Consider the following 16,810-nt stretch of genomic DNA (forward strand, 5'->3'; position numbering starts at 1 on the left):
GACGAGATTGGTCGATGCGCTTTCACAAATGAATGGTGCAACGGAATGTGCGCTCGTCGATCGATGGTCGCTTAAAGAGACGCTGCGGGTCGCCAGCGCATATCGACAAGATGTTATCCATATACAGTACCCGAGTATGCAAATGGGCAGAGCACCATGGTGGGGGCTTTTGACCTTTTTGTGCAGAAACTCTGTGGTGACGCTGCACGAGTTTCGGATATTCAGTGCGGCGCGCAAACTTTATTGCCTGCCAATTGCTGTGGGGGCAAAGCAGATCATCTTTTCGAATGCCGAAGAACGGCGCGCCTTCCTCTCGTTGTATCCTTTTGCGGAGCGTGTGTGCACGGTCGTTCCGGTGGGCAATAACATACCGGTTCATGCCGTTCGCCGAGAGAACCGGCCGCGACGTTTGATCTATTTCGGGCAGATAGGGGAAAATAAGGGCCTCGAGCGTGTCATCGAAGCCGTAGCCGCGCTGCGTGCACAAGGCTCAGACATTCCTGTTGCATTCATTGGAGCTGTCGTTGATCCGGCTTCGCCAACTGTGGCATTTGTCCGTGCGAGTGCCCAAAAAAACGCAGTCGATCTTCGCCTCAACTTGGACAGTAGAGAGGTATCACAGGAGCTGGCGCAAGCTAGTCATGCCTATCTCCCGTTCCCTGACGGCATCACCGACAAGCGGGGGTCTGCATTGGCTTGCCTGAAGCACGGCGTGACCGTACTAACGACGCATTCCGTACAGACGCCCGATTGGCTGCGTGTGGTTACAACTCATTGTTCTGGGCCGCTCGATGCTGTGGCGCACGTCATGGCACCAGAGCCTCCCGTCATTGACGCCGCAGCACTTGCCAACGGCTTGGCAGAACGCGAGTGGCCCGCTATCGCAACCCGCCATCTGGATATTTACGGCAATCTCGCCGCCCGCGGGTGAAGCAACCGCTGAGCCGCCTCTCGTTCAGTGCTACCATCGATAACGCAAGCTGCCGATTACGGTGCGGCCCTGGTCGAGATAGCAATAATCAGACGAGCATACGTCGACACGCTTGTCGGCAATATTATTGATGTTCAACTGCAAACGAGCGCCGCGCAAGGTCGGGTCGAGACGGGCGAGATCGTAATGCGACTCCATATCGAAGAGCGTATGTCCTGCGTTCTTGAATGTGTTCTCATCATTGCCGAAGCTCGATCCGATATAGCGGACGCCGAGGCCAAATCCGAGCCCAGCCGCCGGTCCTGACCGGAGCGTATAATCGCCCCAGAATGATGCGGTGTTGAAGGGAATGCTCGAAAGGACATTGCCTTCGTTGCCATTTGCATTGTCTTCGATACGCATGTCGACATAGGAGTAAGAGGCCAAGAGGCTCAACCCGTTGTCGAGTGTGGTTGTGCCCTCGATCTCGAAACCACGTGACCGCAGCACCCCGGTTTGGACGGAGCCGCATTGGGTGACGCCGTTGATATCCGCGCATTGGTCTTGGACGCCATCCGTTTGCTGAATGTCGAAGACGGCAGACGAGATGGATGCGTTGTAGCCCGGTACGAAATACTTGAAGCCGACTTCCTTCGATTCCGACTTTGAGGCGTTGAACGGTTTGCCGGTAATGAAATCTGTCCCGGAGTTTGCGACGAAGCCTGTACCGTATGCGATGTAGGGTGCGAAGCCAGAGTCGAAGAGATAGGTGAGCCCGGCGCGGCCGGTCCAGTCTGCATCGCTTTGCTTGAGATCGTCGCCGTCCGTGTTGGTGTCGGTCGTAACCCAATCGTGGCGGCCGCCCAGGGTCAGCACCCACCGGTCGAGCTTGATCTGGTCCTGCAGATATGTGCCGGTCAATATCTGATCCTGATGCGTCACCGTTTGGATCGCGGGCGCCGGGATGCGTGTCTGGCCATAATTGTAATTGATGAGGGGAGGGACGATGCCGCCATCTTCGATGGGTTCGCCGTAGCCCTCGCCTTCCTTGTACCAGACATATGCAACATCCACGCCCGTCAACACGACGTGCTTCAGCGGACCGGTCGAGAAACGAGCTTCCAACTGGTTGTCGGCAACGAAATTGTTCACGTCGCTGAGAACGATGCCGTTCGCGCGGCTCCAGACATTCGGTTCGATCTCGTCGACGATATCGATGTATCTTCCCGTCGATGACAGATGTGAATAGCGCGCTTTCTGACGGAAGGTGAAAATGTCGTTGAAGCGATGCTCGAACTCATAGCCAATGCGCTCTTGCGTCTGGTCGAAGAGCTGAAAATTCGGGTCGCCGGACCAGATGTTCGTTCGATGCGCGTGGCCGGAGCTATAGTCATTGTACCAGGCCGTGTTGGCGCCGGTCGTAGCATCCATGTATTCGCCGAGCACCGTCAGCTTCGTGTCCGGATCGAACTTGAACGTGACGGCCGGTGCCAGATAGAGGCGATCGTCAGGCGTTCCCATGAGCTCGGTATCGCTGTCGCGCACAAGGCCGGTAAAGCGATAAAGCACATTATCGCCAAGTGTGGTCGGGCCGGAGAAATCGAAGTTGCCTTGGTAGCGATCGTAATTGCCGATCTGCACCTCTAGCTCGCGAAAGGGCGTTTCGGTCGGGCGCTTCGTGTACATATCGACAATGCCGCCGGCGTTGCTCGAGCCGTATAACGATGCTGTCGGACCGCGAAGAATGGTGATGCTGTCGAGGCCATAGGGTTCGGTGCGGAACTGTCCGAAGCCGCTGCTCATCTGACGCAAGCCGTCGCGATAGATGCCGGTGTACGTTGCGTCGAAGCCGCGAATATTGAAGGTGTCGAAACGCGGATCGTAGCCGGAAAGATTGGTCCGGATGCCGGGCACATATTGGATTGCGTCGCTAAGATTCTGTGGAGCGCGATCCTCAATCTGCTTGCGCGTCACGGTCGAGATCGACTGCGGTACTTCGATCAAAGGCGTATTCGTTTTCGTCGCGGCGAAGCTTTCCTTGGCGACGTAGCCGTCGATTGCTGAAAGGGGCACGCTCGATCCGTCGCTCAGTGGAGGCGGAGTCTTAGGGGCATTCGTTTTCGTGATCTGCGACTTTGCCGCCGCAGTCTTCGCCGGTTTGGAAACGGATTTCTTCGCAGCAGGCTGCTTTTGGCTTTGGCCCTGAACCACGATTTCCGGCATCGGAACGGGCACGGTTTCTTGTGCGCGGACGGCAGGCGCCGCTAGAATCGAGGACGCAGCAACACTTAGCGCCCGCATGCGGGCGCTTGGCCATTTCGCAAACATTGTCTTCCCCCACACAACTGGAACGCGATTGCCACCCCGCAATCACGTCCAATCAGAACACGCTAGCGACACATTCTTTACTTTTCAAGTCAATATTTGTCGGGGTACAATCGTCTTCGTTTGCAATGATGCGGCAGGGAGGCGAAGTGCGCGGCTTACTCGTTATTGTCCATAGGTGGGCCGGTCTCTTCATTGCAGCTTTTCTGTTTGTGGCCGGTCTCACCGGAGCCGTGATCTCTTGGGATCACGAACTCGACGAATGGCTCAATCCAGATCTTTTCGAAGCGAAGCTGGGCGGGCCGCCGTTGCCGCCGTTCGAACTTGTGGCGCGTTTTGAAGCGGCGAATCCGCAGGCGCGCGTCACCTATTTTCCGCTGTCCTACGAGCCAGGAAAAACGGCGGGACTATTCATCCAGCCGCGAGTCAATCCGGCGACGGGGCGCCTCTTCGAACTCAACTACAACCAAGCTTATCTCGAACCGGCGACAGGCGAGGTGAGGGGTGAACGCTATTGGGGCCGGATCTCGCTGGATCGCCGGGACATTCTCCCCTTCCTCTATAAGCTTCACTACTCGATGCACGTTCCGGACTTCTTCGGGTTCGACGGTTGGGGAATCTGGTTGATGGGCATCGTCGGCATCGTCTGGATGTTCGATTGTTTCGTCGGCCTTTGGTTGACGTTCCCGCAGTCGAAGCGGGGGGCTACCAGCCTGATTGCCGTCTCATCGCCGCATCGGGAAAAAAGCTGGCTTGGCCGCTGGGCGCCGGCGTGGCGCATCAAGAGAAATGCCAGTGCCTATCGCCTGAATTTCGATGTTCACCGGGCCTTTGGGCTGTGGACTTGGCTCTTTCTTTTGATCCTCGCGTTCACCTCGATCTCGATGAACCTTGGCGATGAGGTCGTGCGTCCCGCTCTCTCCAAAGTGTTTTCCTTGACGCCGGACGTCGGGGAATCGCGGACCCCGGCTCCGATCGACAAGCCCATCTCACCGCAGCTGTCGTTCGCGTCCGTTTTGAATATCGCAGCAGCCGAAGCGGCGAAGCGCGCGTGGCAGGAGCCGCTGGGAAGCACGTTCTATAATCAGCAGACCGGCATCTACAGCGTCTCGTTTTTCGAAGCCGGCGAAGAGCACGGCAGCGGCGGAATGGAGCCGAAAACCCTCTATTTTGATGGCAAGACCGGCGCCATGCTTGGCGACAGTATTCCGTGGGCCGGGACAGCTGCCGACATTTTCATGCAACTCCAATTTCCTCTGCACTCCGGCCGCATAGCAGGCCTTCCCGGCCGCATATTGCTGTCGCTCATGGGGCTCGTCGTTGCCGTCTTGTCGCTTACCGGCATTGTCATCTGGTTCAAGAAACGGCTGGCGCGCATGAAGAGAGTTGAGTACGGCAACGCGGCCGTCGGTGCGACAGGGGCCGGATATGTCCATGTGCTTACGTCTGGAAGCTATCGCTTTATCGGTAGCCTGGGAGATGAGAACGGGCTGCGTCTAGGTTTAAGTGAACTCGGCGAAAAAGCGGCGCTTCTGAGCGTCACGCGCGGAGCGTTGCCTTTGGGACGTATCGCGCTTCTGTCTTGGGAAAGTTCGTTCTTGCTCGTCGTCGTGATCATCGTCGGTGTCCGGCGGATGCTTTATCGCGGTGGCCGCCTTGGCATACGGACGGGGATGCTGTTTCGGAGCGTAGGCACCGTGCTTTTCAGTCGAAATTTCTGGCAGGCCGGCATGCTCGATGCATCTTACTACGTGCGCCATGTTCGATTGCGCGTCATGCGCGCCAAAGAATAGAGCTTTGGTGATCTAAAAGGGATTTCACGAATGCTCTTCTTTTCCTCGCCACGCGCCTAAGACGATCGTCTCTGAAGGGTACCCGCTCTTACTGGTAAGCAGACATCGTCGATGATGACGATCATTTAGGTGCTCAAGCCTGGATGAGGTTCGCTAAAGGGCGGCCCGGAATTTCCGGACCGCCCTATGGCGCTTTAATGAGCGAGGGAGCCTGCGTCAGATGTTTAGCGCGGCTGTTCGTTGAGGACACGTTGAACGTCTTCCTTCAGAATGTAGACAGACACCGCGAGCAGCACGAGATCCTTCAGAAGAAAGGCCGAATTAATTGTCATCGCTGGAAAGCCTCCGGCGCCGGCATCCCACGCGTCAGGCACGAACGGCAGGACCGTGAAGGTAGCGATAAAGGTGAAGGTCGAACCGAGGGCGCCGAGCATGCCAAGTTTCTTGTTCCAGAAACCCAGAAACAGCAACGTCCCAAAGGTCCATTCGGAGGCGCCGAGAAAGACAGAAGTGCCGTGGATGCCCAAAACCGGAATGGTCCAGAAGATAAACGGCCCGTGGGTGATGATGGGCAGCAGCCCTCTGATTTCTGCTTCGAACCATTTATCGTACCCGAACCATGCGAAGATGATCACCATTGCAGCGCGGAGCAGGTTGTAATCGAGTTTCAGTAGCCCTGTGCGGCCGAGAAGCTGAGCGATGACGTTCATTGGATTTCTCCTCAATGGAATAGAGCCAGTTACGAGGGGAAGGCTTCCGGGATCGCATCTGGCTTGATGTCGATGAAAGTCATCATAGTCGGATCTGTGAGATTGATAATGCTCATATGGCGCGATTATATGCTCGATCGTCTCATCTGAGGTTTGTGATGACGCATATCGACTGGTTAAGCAGTTTGCTGCACATCGTGCCGGTTAGCGGCCGCGCCGAGCACCGTTGTTTCTTCGCGGCGCCCTGGCGGCTCGAGTACGAGCCATCGGAAACAGGCGAAATCCCCTATCACGTCGTCCTTGCTGGATCGGCTCGTCTTGAAGGAACGGATGGCGAGCCGTCTCGCACGCTGAATGCCGGCGATATCCTCTTGTTGACGCGTGGGCCAGCACATGTCCTGCACGATGGTGGAGGCCAAGCCGCCTCGCCAATCCGACAGAAGATAGGCGCGACGATTACGATCGACGAAAATGATGGTCAGGGTGAGCGGCTCGACATGCTCTGTGGCCGCTTCCTCTTCTCCGCAGAGCACGCACGCATAATCCATAATTATCTACCGCCGCGACTGGTTGTCAGCGCGGCGGAACACTCAGCGAAAGCGACGAAGCTCGGGGCGCGAGCCCGGCTCGCCAACCTCGTGGGATTGATGCGATCGGAATCGGCCGAAGAGAACCTTGGGGGCCAAGCTATGCTTGGTGCTTTGTCGGCTGTGCTCTTCACCCTCGCACTGCGACTGGCGAGCGAGGACCAGGCTGCTCCTAGCGGGTTGCTCACGTTGGCGGGACATCCGCGTCTAGCGGGCGCCTTGTCGGCTATGCTCGCCGATCCAGGTCATCCCTGGACGCTGCCGGAACTCGCCGACTTATGCGGAATGTCGAGAGCCACGTTCATACGTCAGTTCCAACAGAGCCTCGGCCGTTCCGCTATCGAGCTTCTCACCGATGTGCGCATGACGGCGGCCGCGAACGCGCTGAGAGCAACGTCCATATCGGTCTCGGCGATTGGCGAGGATGTGGGCTATCAATCCGAAGCCGCGTTCCAGAGGGCGTTCAAGCAGCACGTCGGTTTGACGCCGGCACAGTACCGACGGCAGGCAGCGAGCGAAGGCAAGAGTTCGAGATGATCGTCGAGTTCGCCAACAGATTGCGAGTTTGGTCCCTGCCGTCAAACGCGCAATTCGTTTTGGGGTTGAAGTCAAGGATGACGGCGAGAGCGGTGAGAGATCGACATCTGACGCAATTCGCTCGTTAGCGGATATGGTCGGCGAATTCCCAAAAGCTCTGATGCCGAGCAGTGAGCAAATCCTTTTTCCCGCTTTGAACTATGCGCATGTTCGCTGGATCGAAACTGCATACCAAGGCAAATGCCTCTGATGGCGTACCCGACAGCCATATCTCAAATTTGTCGCCGCGCTTTAGCAGCACGGCCAAAATTTTCTCGCACTCGCCGATCATCTCGACATAGAGGGGAGCGAATTCTCCTGGCGACAGCGGGATAAGGGTGGTCGGGTTGCAGTCCCAGAACCCTAGATAGCGCTGGATGACACTACGGCTGTTGTGTTGTGTTGTGGTGAACCGTGATAGCCGCGACAGAACCACTTATCTTGCAGACTCTTCGGCACCTCATAGACGTTGTGGATCTCGTTGATGGTCACACCCTGATTGGCGAGATGCAGCACTTGGCTATTCATGTGGGCGTAAAGATCCCGCTGCTCGCGCAGTACCTCCTGAATCCGCTCGTTGCCCCAGCGAGGCCAATGATGTGAGGCGAACATGACTTCAGCTCAAGATCATGGCTGACGCTGGTCATGTCGCGTCGGACATGGAGCGGTTTCAGTTTCTCGATACACAGGACGAGTTCGACAGCATTCACGCGTCATTGCTGCGTCAGTCCAAATTGAACAACAACTACGGTCTCTACGAGGTGATCCCTGGCATCTATCAGGTCCGCGGCTTTGACCTCTCCGACATCTCTTTCGTTCAGGGCAAGACCGAATGGATCGTCTTCGATCCACTGGTGACCACGAAGTGGTGCGCTCGGCGTGGAAGCTTTTTCAAGATCACGTTGGTGAAAGTCTTCCCGTCTCGGCCGTGATCTATTCTCACACACACGGCGACCACTGGGGCGGGTGCGCGGCATTGTCGAGGAAGCAGATGTGCGATCCGGGAAAGTTCCCCTGATCGCTCCCGTCGACTTCATGGATTACACAGTCTCTGAAAACGTCTACGCCGGTAACGCCATGAACCGACGGCTGTTCTACCAGTATGGCCTCCTGCTGCCCGCCAGCCCGCATGGCTATGTTGGTCAGGGTCTCGGACAGGCGGTGTCTGCAGGTGCGACGGGCTGATTGCACCGACGAGGTACGTCGAAAAGGACATCGAGGAGTTCGAGGTCGATGGCGTCAGAATGGTGTTCCAGAACACGCCGAATACCGAAGCTCCTCGCGAAATGAACACCTACATCCCAAATATGAAGGCGCTCTGAATGGTAGAGAACGTCATCGCATCGCTGCAAACAAAAAATTTGAATCGAGCCTTATACGATCTGCTTCTCTTCGGAAGTAGACATCCGGAATCAACGCGATGGATTATTCGCATTATCGGCTAAAACTCCCGGTGCGTTCGGATGCTCTCGCGTGACATTTCGACCAAGCTATTTCTCGACGATTGGCAGTTCGATGCACTGTATAAGCCCGGTCGATGTACCATTTTTGATCTTAATCCGTCCGTGAGATCGCGAGATAATTTCGCGTGCAATCGTCAATCCGAGGCCTGAGCCGGGAATATTCTTGCGACGCGCCGGATCCACCCGGAAGAACGGCTCGAAGATGTTGTCCATGAGATGGGCAGGAATGCCCGGGCCTTCGTCCTCTATGACAATATGCGCAGTCCCCAATGCCATCTGCATTTTAACGCGAGCGCTGAGACCATGCGTTGCGGCGTTGATGCTTAGATTGCGAAGCGCGCGCCTCAGCGCCAAGCGGTTGGCGGAGACCAAAGCCGGTTCGCTCGATTGAAGTGTTATATCGTGTCCCTGGTCTTGGAGTTCGCCGACAATTTCCTCGATGAGGGTGTCGAGACGGACGTCCTCGGGCATTTTCCTACCCGTTTCTTCTCGGACGAGTTCAATCGCGCTGTCCGCAATGCCCTCGAGTTCCTCGATATCCTTGAGCCACATTGCGCGATCTTCGTCGTCGGCAACAAACTCCGCCCTCAACCGCATACGAGTGATCGGTGTGCGGAGATCGTGACCGGCGGCAGCGACGACACGCATGCGGCTTTCAATTGCTGCTTTGAGGCGCAGTGAAAGTGAGTTCAGGGCCTTAGATGCAGCTTTTACCTCGGCCGGTCCCTCGACGGGTAACTCCGGAAAAACGTCGTCCGATCCGACCGCCTCTACCACTTGCTCCAGGAGCACTAGAGGCCGAACCATCCGATTTGCTACGAAAACCGCAATGGCCGTTGCTCCAAATGTAATGAGTGCAAGCCAAGTGAGGATAACACCCCATATTCCGCTTCGTGGTGGAAGGTCGGAAATGGGCATCAAGAGCCACCGCCCGGTTGCTAACGGAATCGAGACGACATCGGGGGAATCCGAATTGAGCCTGGACACCGAAGCAGCGAGGTCCGAACCGCGCTTTCGAAGCTCCTCGCGCAGCCAGTCGGTCATTTCTGGCGATATTTGTCCCTTCGCTTGCTCGGCGGCCCACACAACGTCATTCGGAACTTTCTTCGCCATTTTTTCAAGCATCAGTACCTGCTCGGCGATGGGGCCCATCGTTTGGTGAGTCCCCGGCGGTCGCAGCAGGAAAAGCAAAACGCCTGTAAGAGCACCGACGACGAGCACGATCGCAACGACGAGGAGAAGCGCAATTTTCGTTCGCAACCTGTTCATGGCCCGGTATCGCTCACCTCAACTTTAGCGGCGAACTGGTACCCACCGTTTCGGACCGTCTTGAACAGATTCGGCGCGCCCGCATCACCGAGCTTGCGGCGCAGGCGGCTTACAAGCACGTCAATTGAGCGATCAAGAATTTCACCGTCGTTACCGCGCGTCAGGTCAAGAAGTTGGTCGCGAGACAAAAGGCGCCCCGGACGATCGAGGAACGTTTGCAAGAGATCAAACTCCGCGCCCGTCAGCACGATTTTGGCGCCGTCGGGCGCCAAGACGTTTCTGAGGTGGGGATCGACCGAAAAGCCATCGAAGTGATAGGTTCTATTCGCACGGCTCTGCGCGATCGGCTCCGATCGTCGGCGCAGCACCGCCCGAATCCGTGCGACAAGCTCGCGGGGATTGAATGGCTTGCCGAGATAATCATCGGCGCCGATCTCAAGCCCAATAATGCGATCGACGTCTTCCTTAAGCGCCGTCAGCAGGATGATGGGTATGGTGGATCCAGTTGCTCTGAGATCCCGACAGATGTCCAATCCGGAGCCGTCGGGCAGCATCAAATCGAGAACGACAAGATCAACGTGTTCGAGTGACAGTTTCTGCTCGAGTTCACGTCGATTGGACGCCAGCGGGACTTCGAACCCTTGGTCTTTCAGATATCGCGCCAAAAGGATGCGGATTTGCGGATCGTCGTCGACGACGAGAATGCGGGTCGTTTGCGGCATCACCAATGCGGTCTCTTCTTCGAACCCCGGATTAGCGATACGCGCGGCAATTGCGAAGCGCAAATTGTAGCAGATCCCTCTTTGCGTAAGAGGCTAAAGCAGATCGCGACGAAATGAACGATCTGGCATTTGTGCATAGAAACATTGAGCAACACTTCGAAACACCTCGACACGCCCCTTCTGCTACGTTGATCACGACAATCACAGGGGGCCGCGCGGGCTGTTGCAAGCCTCTTATCGCGCGGTGCGAGAATGACTCTTGTTCGGCGCCAATATTTGGCTTTCGCGGCACTGGTAGCAACATTTTCTGTTTCGACAGAAGTTAGGGCGGAAACACTTCTTGAGGCTTTGAAGGCGGCTTATCAGTATAATCCGGGCCTGGAAGTCGTCCGCGCCCAGCAGAGAGCAAAGGACGAAGATATAGCGATAGCCAATGCGGGGTATCGTCCAGACGTATCGTTCTCTGCCAATGTGGGTAGGCTCGGTTCGAAAGTCGTCACACCGACGGCAACGGGCCGATCTACTACTTCGCCGCGGGGGTATTCGGTTGATGTAACTCAGCCGGTATTCACGGGATTTCAGACGAGAAACGCCGTCAACGTTGCTGAGGCGAATGACCGCGCCGGGCGCGAAACGTTGCGCAGCACAGAACGGCAAGTTCTCCTCGATGCGGTCACAGCCTATGGCGATGTCACCCGCGACCAGAATCTTGTGACGCTCAATGAAAATAATCTCAAATTTCTTGATGCTGAACTCAGAGCCCAGCGAGACCGAGCTGCGGTCGGCGAGGTTACAAAGACCGACGTAGCGCAATCCGAAGCGCGCCGAGCGCTTGGACAAGCCGATCTCGATCTTGCGCGTGCGAATCTGAAGTCAAGCAGAGCTGTGTTCCAGCAAGTGATCGGGCATTTTCCCTCGCACCTTGTGGAAGCCGATCCAAATAACAGGCTTATTCCTCGGTCTGTGCGAGATGCTGTAGCGATAGGCAATAAGGAAAATCCTGACGTCGTCCAGGCCCTTTACGCTGAGCAAGCGGCTCGTTTCACTGTCGATCAAACGCGCGGGAAACTCTTGCCCCAGGCGCAGGTCGAGGCAAGCTACTCCGACAATTTCGACGCCACGGACAGCACGGATCCCGAAGAAATCTATGACGAGGAAAAGTCTGCTTCAGTCGTCGGCAGCGTAGCTGTCCCCCTTTATGCCAACGGCGGCAAAGTTTTTGCCGATATTCGCCAGGCGAAGCATAATCACGTCGCCGCGCTGCAGAAAGTTGAAATTGCCCGCGCATCCGTGAAGTCTGAGGTGGTGCAAGCATGGTCGAACCTGCAAAGCTATCGTGCGCAGGCCAAATCCGATAAGGCATCTATATCCGCGAATACCACAGCATTAAACGGAGTTCGCGAGGAGGAGCGTGTGGGGCAGAGGACGGTTCTCGACGTTCTCAATGCGCAACAGGAATTGCTGCAGTCGCAAGTGTCTTTGGAAACGACGAAGCGAGATATCCTCATCGCGTCATACACGCTCATCTCCGACATCGGCCGCCTTAGCGTCTCCAGGCTTGGTGTTGCGACCGTCGTATACAATCCCGAAGTTCACTATCAGGAGGTGCGAACGAAAGCGTGGGGCACCGATATCACGCACGATGACTCGCGCAGTCTTCCGACGAAATGACGACCGCGAATTATAGATCCGAGAAAAGTGCGGTAAAGGAACTTTGGCCTACTCCAGGCCACGTGATATCTGTGCGGATAGTTGAGCTGTTGGTCGCTCACATTTCTCTTTCTTCGCATCGCGCTAGTCACAAGTCCTCGACAGCGCAAATTGTAGCAGGTCGCCGTATCTGCGAGCGCCAGCAATGTTGAGACACAAAAAACCTGCCCGTAGAAATCTTCAGACGCATAACGTCGGCATAGCGAAATACGATCGGGCTACATCTCTCGCGTTGGGAAACGCAACGCGCAGATTGTGATCCTGTCTGTCGCTTTTGCGTGCGGGAGTTCCAAAACAATTTTCGTTCCAAGACATCCGTCGGAAGGGTGGGTAATCGTGGGGGTGACATCGGATGAGGCGAGCAGACAGCGCCAGTTGTGCATCGTGCTCGGCGCGAGCCTTTTGCTGAGCCTCTCGGCTTGCAATTCGAACAAGGAGACCACGGCCGATAATGCTGTTTTGCCGCGTAGCGAGGTGAGTGTCGTTACGCTTCATCCCCAATCGGTAGCAATTACTGCAGAACTACCCGGACGCACCACCGCGTCGCTGACGGCCGAAGTACGTCCGCAAGTCGGCGGCCTGATCGAAAAAAGACTTTTTCGGGAAGGAAGTGAGGTCAAAGCCGGAGACGTTCTCTATCAAATTGAGCCGGCGAGCTATCAAGCCTCCTACGATAGTGCGCTCGCTGCTCTTCAGAAGGCCGAAGCGACCGTCCCGAGTGCCCAATCCAAGGTCGATCGCTATCGGGGTCTGGTGAAGCAAAATGCTGTGAGCCAACAGGATCTGGATGATGCCGTGGCGACTCTTGCTGAGGCAAAAGCCGACGTCGCTGCTGCGAAGGCGAGCGTTGAAACGGCAAAAATCAATCTCAACTACACGAAGATTACTGCTCCGATATCTGGGCGGATCGACAAATCGTCGTTGACGCCGGGAGCTTTGGTTACGGCGAGCCAGACCACACTGCTCACGACGATCCGTACGATCGATCCGATCAACGTCGATGTGACTCAGTCTGCCACGAATCTCATCAATCTTCGCCAAGCTATTAAGGCCGGACGAATCCGAGTTTCCGGCAAGGATGTCCAGGTCAAACTGAAACTCGACAATGGCACGTTCTATTCATATCCCGGCACGCTCGAGTTTTCAGAATCCTACGTCAATGAGACAACAGGCACGTTCACCGCACGCGCCGTCTTTCCAAATCCAGAACGCCTCTTACTGCCGGGAATGTATGTGCGGGCCATTGTTGAAGAGGGGATCGCCGAGAATAGCTTTCTTGTGCCGCAGCGGGCGGTAACCCGCGATGTCAAGGGGGAGCCCATTGCGATGTTCGTCGGGCAGGACGGCAAGGTCGAACCGCGTGTGCTTTCGATCGGCCGGAACGTTGGGAACAACTGGCGTGTCGAGTCGGGCCTGAAGGACGGCGACAAAGTCATCGTCGAAGGAATTCAGCTCGTGCGAGCAGGCCAAGACGTAACACCTGTCGAAGTCACGATTGACGACACCACGGGCGAAGTGCGCGAACGCCAGCAAGGCTCCTTGGAAACCGGCGCCCGCATCAATTTTGCGCTTGGGCAGGCCGCTCATAGCACGACGCAGCGGGATTAGTCGGGGCCGTGATGTCTGCTTTCTTCATTAATCGGCCGATTTTCGCTTGGGTCATTGCCATCGTCATCATGCTCGGTGGCCTGCTCGCCCTGAATTCTCTCCCGATATCGCAGTATCCTCAGATTGCCCCGCCAACGGTGCGCATCAGCGCGACCTATGCCGGTGCCGATGCTCAGACCGTCGAGAACTCGGTGACGAAAGTTATCGAGCAGGGCATGACCGGCATCGATAATCTCGACTACATGACCGCAACTTCGACGTCGACCGGGGCTGCGCAAATTACACTGACATTCACGAACGCGGCCGATCCAGATGTCGCGCAAATGCAAGTGCAAAATAAGCTGCAACTTGTGCAAGCGCAGCTGCCGAGCGTCGTCCAGAGCAACGGAATAACTGTTACGAAATCCTCGACTGGATTTCTCATGGTCGTCGGGTTCGTCTCGAAAGACGGTAAGCTCAGCTCTGAGGAGCTGTCGGATTATGTCGATAGCTCACTGACCGACACGCTGCGCCGCGTAGATGGTGTCGGCGAAACGCAGCTTTTCGGCTCGGCGTTCGCGATGCGCATTTGGCTCGATCCCGACAAGCTCGCTAAATACAAACTCATGCCCGGCGATGTCGCGGCGGCGATCGAAGCCCAAAATACGCAGGTTGCCGCCGGACAGCTCGGAGGGCTTCCGGCACGCAAAGGCCAGCAACTCAATGCAACTGTGACGGCCCGCAGCCGGTTGGAAACGCCCGAGCAGTTCCGCAATATCATATTGAGCAGCGCCACCGACGGATCGCTCGTGCGCCTGAACGACGTCGCAACAGTTGCGCTCGGCGCTGAGGACTATACGACGTCGTCGCTCTATAACGGCATGCCAGCAACAGGCCTCGGAATAAGTCTGGCAACCGGCGCGAACGCAATAAGCACTGCGGAAGCCGTTAAAAAAGCAATCGCCAAACTTGCTCCGACCTTTCCGCCTGGCGTGGATGTCGTCTACCCCTATGACACGACACCGTTCGTAAAGCTGTCGATCGAAGACGTCGTAAAGACCCTTCTCGAAGCGATCGTTCTGGTCTTCGTCGTGATGCTGGTATTTCTGCAAAATTTACGCGCTACTTTCATTCCGACCGTAGCCGTTCCTGTCGTTCTTCTTGGAACGTTCGCCGTCCTTGCCGCGTTCGGGTATTCGATCAACACCCTCACCATGTTTGCCATGGTGCTTGCGATCGGACTTCTCGTCGACGATGCCATCGTGGTCGTCGAGAATGTCGAGCGCGTCATGCGTGAAGAGGGGCTTTCGCCAGCGGACGCAACGCGCAAATCCATGGGCGAGATCACCGGGGCTCTCATTGGCATTGCAACGGTCCTGTCAGCTGTCTTTCTGCCGATGGCGTTTTTCGGCGGATCCGTTGGCGTGATTTACCGGCAGTTCTCGGTCACGATTATTTCCGCAATGGTCCTGTCGGTTCTCGTTGCACTTATTCTAACGCCGGCGCTTTGCGCAACTATTCTGCGCCCTCATAGCAAGCCCAACAGATTTGCTTCCTGGTTCAATCGTACGTTCGATTTCGGTGCGGCAGCCTATCAAAGCGGTGTCGGCGGTATAATTTCACGGCCGTGGCGGTTTATCACGATTTTCTCGACAATTACCGTCGCGATGGGATGGATGTTCGTGAAGCTCCCGTCATCATTTCTGCCGGAAGAAGACCAAGGCATCATCATCACGAGCGTCCAGCTGCCTGTTGGCGCGACTCAGGATCGGACCCTGAGCGTTCTCTCGCAAGTTACAGACCATTATCTCAAAGATGAGAAGGACGCGGTCGATGGCGTCATGACGGTGGTCGGTTTCGGATTCGGCGGACAGGGCCAGAACGTCGGCATGGCGTTCGTCAGTCTGAAGGATTTCGCTCTGCGCAAGTCGCCTACGCTCAGTGCAACTGCCGTAGCCGGTCGCGCGATGATGGCATTCTCCAAGAACAGGGATGCTCAAATCTTTGCCCTGAACCCGCCAGCGATCCAAGGAATGGGAAACAACAGCGGCTTTGATCTCTATGTGCGCGACGTAACAGGTGCGGGGCATGAAAAGTTGATGGCCGTGAGAAATAAGCTCATTGCACTTGCTTCCCGCAGCTCGCTCCTCTCGGGAACCCGTCCCAACGGTCAAGAGGACACCCCCCAGTTCTCCATTGACGTCGATGAAGACAAAGCGAGCGCGTTGGGGCTCGGCATCGGCGATATCAACACGACGATAGCAACAGCTTGGGGCAGTAGCTATGTGAACGACTTCATCGATCGAGGGCGAGTTAAATCAGTCTATCTGCAGTCCGCGCCCGATTTTCGAATGCAGCCAGACGACCTCAACCGGTGGTATCTGCGCAATTCATCAAGCGGTATGGTCCCGTTTTCGGCGATTGCCGCGAGCCATTGGACTTTCGGTTCACCGCGGCTTGAACGTTACAATGGCGCTTCGGCCGTTGAGATACAGGGATCTCCGGCGCCAGGGGTGAGCTCGGGCGATGCGATGGATGAAATCGACAAGCTGACGAGCCAACTACCCAGTGGCTACGATCACGAATGGACAGGGATCTCCTATCAGGAGCGGCTTTCCGGGAGCCAGGCCACTTCACTCTACGCGATTTCAATTTTGGTCGTCTTCCTCTGCCTGGCAGCTCTCTATGAGAGCTGGTCAATTCCCTTTGCCGTGATGCTGGCGGTTCCTATTGGCGTCTTCGGGGCTCTCCTGGCGGCGTTGCTCTTCAATCAAACGAACGACGTCTATTTCAAAGTCGGATTGCTGACGACGATCGGCCTTGCAGCCAAGAATGCAATTCTGATTGTGGAATTCGCCATCGAAAACCAAGCCCGTGGCATGGAACTCGTCGAAGCGACAAGAGTGGCTGCAAAACAGCGGCTTCGTCCAATCCTCATGACGTCCTTCGCGTTCATTCTTGGCGTCACGCCGTTGGCGATTGCATCAGGCGCGGGATCGGGTGCGCAGAATGCCATCGGCATCGGTGTTATGGGCGGAATGATCGCAGCGACCGGGATTGGAATCTTTTTCGTTCCGCTGCTGTTCGTTGTCGTTCGTCGAATTTTTGGGCGGAAGGGGACGACGGATACGACGAAGGAGAGCTTAGGCCGTGTGTAA

At 56.3% G+C, this 16,810-nt stretch carries 15 protein-coding genes; 9 read left to right on the plus strand and 6 right to left on the minus strand.

Going from position 1 to position 16,810, the window contains the following annotated elements; genetic code table 11:
- The first annotated feature begins 7 nt into the window (after window positions 1-7).
- Window positions 8-931, plus strand: coding sequence for a hypothetical protein (locus tag HYPMC_RS08160; RefSeq protein WP_157135414.1), 924 nt, complete (start codon window positions 8-10; stop codon window positions 929-931).
- A gap of 30 nt (window positions 932-961) precedes the next feature.
- Here HYPMC_RS08160 and HYPMC_RS08165 read toward each other — a convergent pair whose 3' ends face one another.
- Window positions 962-3,238 carry a TonB-dependent siderophore receptor gene (locus HYPMC_RS08165; protein WP_013947404.1) on the minus strand — a complete coding sequence of 759 codons (2,277 nt, stop codon included), beginning with the start codon at window positions 3,236-3,238 and terminating at the stop codon, window positions 962-964.
- Between the two features lie 146 nt (window positions 3,239-3,384).
- Here HYPMC_RS08165 and HYPMC_RS08170 point away from each other — a divergent pair, with 146 nt between their 5' ends.
- Window positions 3,385-5,028, plus strand: a complete 1,644-nt coding sequence (locus HYPMC_RS08170) for a PepSY domain-containing protein (RefSeq protein WP_013947405.1) — start codon at window positions 3,385-3,387, stop codon at window positions 5,026-5,028.
- 224 nt (window positions 5,029-5,252) lie between these two features.
- On the opposite strand, the gene HYPMC_RS08175 is transcribed toward HYPMC_RS08170, so the two are convergent.
- Window positions 5,253-5,738, minus strand: a complete 486-nt coding sequence (locus tag HYPMC_RS08175; RefSeq protein WP_013947406.1) for a YkgB family protein — start codon at window positions 5,736-5,738, stop codon at window positions 5,253-5,255.
- Window positions 5,739-5,896: 158 nt separating this feature from the next.
- Here HYPMC_RS08175 and HYPMC_RS08180 point away from each other — a divergent pair, with 158 nt between their 5' ends.
- On the plus strand, window positions 5,897-6,862 hold the full coding sequence (locus HYPMC_RS08180) for a cupin domain-containing protein (protein ID WP_013947407.1): 966 nt from the start codon (window positions 5,897-5,899) through the stop codon (window positions 6,860-6,862).
- Window positions 6,863-6,986: 124 nt separating this feature from the next.
- On the opposite strand, the gene HYPMC_RS24660 is transcribed toward HYPMC_RS08180, so the two are convergent.
- Window positions 6,987-7,337, minus strand: coding sequence for an alkyl sulfatase dimerization domain-containing protein (locus HYPMC_RS24660; RefSeq protein ID WP_013947408.1), 351 nt, complete (start codon window positions 7,335-7,337; stop codon window positions 6,987-6,989).
- On the minus strand, window positions 7,265-7,513 hold the full coding sequence (locus HYPMC_RS25005) for an alkyl sulfatase dimerization domain-containing protein (RefSeq protein WP_371199579.1): 249 nt from the start codon (window positions 7,511-7,513) through the stop codon (window positions 7,265-7,267). Before HYPMC_RS25005 ends, HYPMC_RS24660 begins: the two co-directional genes overlap by 73 nt.
- A gap of 17 nt (window positions 7,514-7,530) precedes the next feature.
- Between HYPMC_RS25005 and HYPMC_RS24665 the strand changes: the two genes are divergently transcribed.
- The 3 genes from HYPMC_RS24665 to HYPMC_RS25015 are packed head-to-tail and all read left to right on the plus strand — an operon-like array spanning window position 7,531 to window position 8,086.
- Window positions 7,531-7,833, plus strand: coding sequence for a hypothetical protein (locus HYPMC_RS24665; protein ID WP_013947409.1), 303 nt, complete (start codon window positions 7,531-7,533; stop codon window positions 7,831-7,833).
- Window positions 7,830-7,919 (plus strand): hypothetical protein, encoded by a 90-nt coding sequence (locus HYPMC_RS25010; RefSeq protein ID WP_371199580.1) that lies wholly within the window; start codon window positions 7,830-7,832, stop codon window positions 7,917-7,919. Before HYPMC_RS24665 ends, HYPMC_RS25010 begins: the two co-directional genes overlap by 4 nt.
- Window positions 7,895-8,086: a hypothetical protein gene (locus tag HYPMC_RS25015; protein WP_371199581.1), complete on the plus strand. Its 192-nt coding sequence runs from the start codon at window positions 7,895-7,897 to the stop codon at window positions 8,084-8,086. The genes HYPMC_RS25010 and HYPMC_RS25015 overlap by 25 nt, the downstream gene beginning before the upstream one ends.
- 305 nt (window positions 8,087-8,391) lie before the next feature.
- On the opposite strand, the gene HYPMC_RS08200 is transcribed toward HYPMC_RS25015, so the two are convergent.
- Window positions 8,392-9,633, minus strand: coding sequence for an ATP-binding protein (locus HYPMC_RS08200; protein ID WP_013947410.1), 1,242 nt, complete (start codon window positions 9,631-9,633; stop codon window positions 8,392-8,394).
- A complete protein-coding gene (locus HYPMC_RS08205; protein WP_041300804.1) occupies window positions 9,630-10,355 on the minus strand; it encodes a response regulator in 726 nt (241 codons plus the stop codon). Before HYPMC_RS08205 ends, HYPMC_RS08200 begins: the two co-directional genes overlap by 4 nt.
- A gap of 252 nt (window positions 10,356-10,607) precedes the next feature.
- Here HYPMC_RS08205 and HYPMC_RS08210 point away from each other — a divergent pair, with 252 nt between their 5' ends.
- The 3 genes from HYPMC_RS08210 to HYPMC_RS08220 all read left to right on the plus strand — a co-directional run bounded on the left by HYPMC_RS08210 (window position 10,608) and on the right by HYPMC_RS08220 (window position 16,810).
- Window positions 10,608-12,026 (plus strand): TolC family outer membrane protein, encoded by a 1,419-nt coding sequence (locus HYPMC_RS08210; protein ID WP_013947412.1) that lies wholly within the window; start codon window positions 10,608-10,610, stop codon window positions 12,024-12,026.
- 375 nt (window positions 12,027-12,401) lie between these two features.
- Window positions 12,402-13,673 carry an efflux RND transporter periplasmic adaptor subunit gene (locus tag HYPMC_RS08215; protein WP_013947413.1) on the plus strand — a complete coding sequence of 424 codons (1,272 nt, stop codon included), beginning with the start codon at window positions 12,402-12,404 and terminating at the stop codon, window positions 13,671-13,673.
- Window positions 13,674-13,684: 11 nt separating this feature from the next.
- Window positions 13,685-16,810 carry an efflux RND transporter permease subunit gene (locus HYPMC_RS08220; protein WP_013947414.1) on the plus strand — a complete coding sequence of 1,042 codons (3,126 nt, stop codon included), beginning with the start codon at window positions 13,685-13,687 and terminating at the stop codon, window positions 16,808-16,810.

Source organism: Hyphomicrobium sp. MC1 (assembly GCF_000253295.1).
GTDB lineage: Bacteria > Pseudomonadota > Alphaproteobacteria > Rhizobiales > Hyphomicrobiaceae > Hyphomicrobium_B.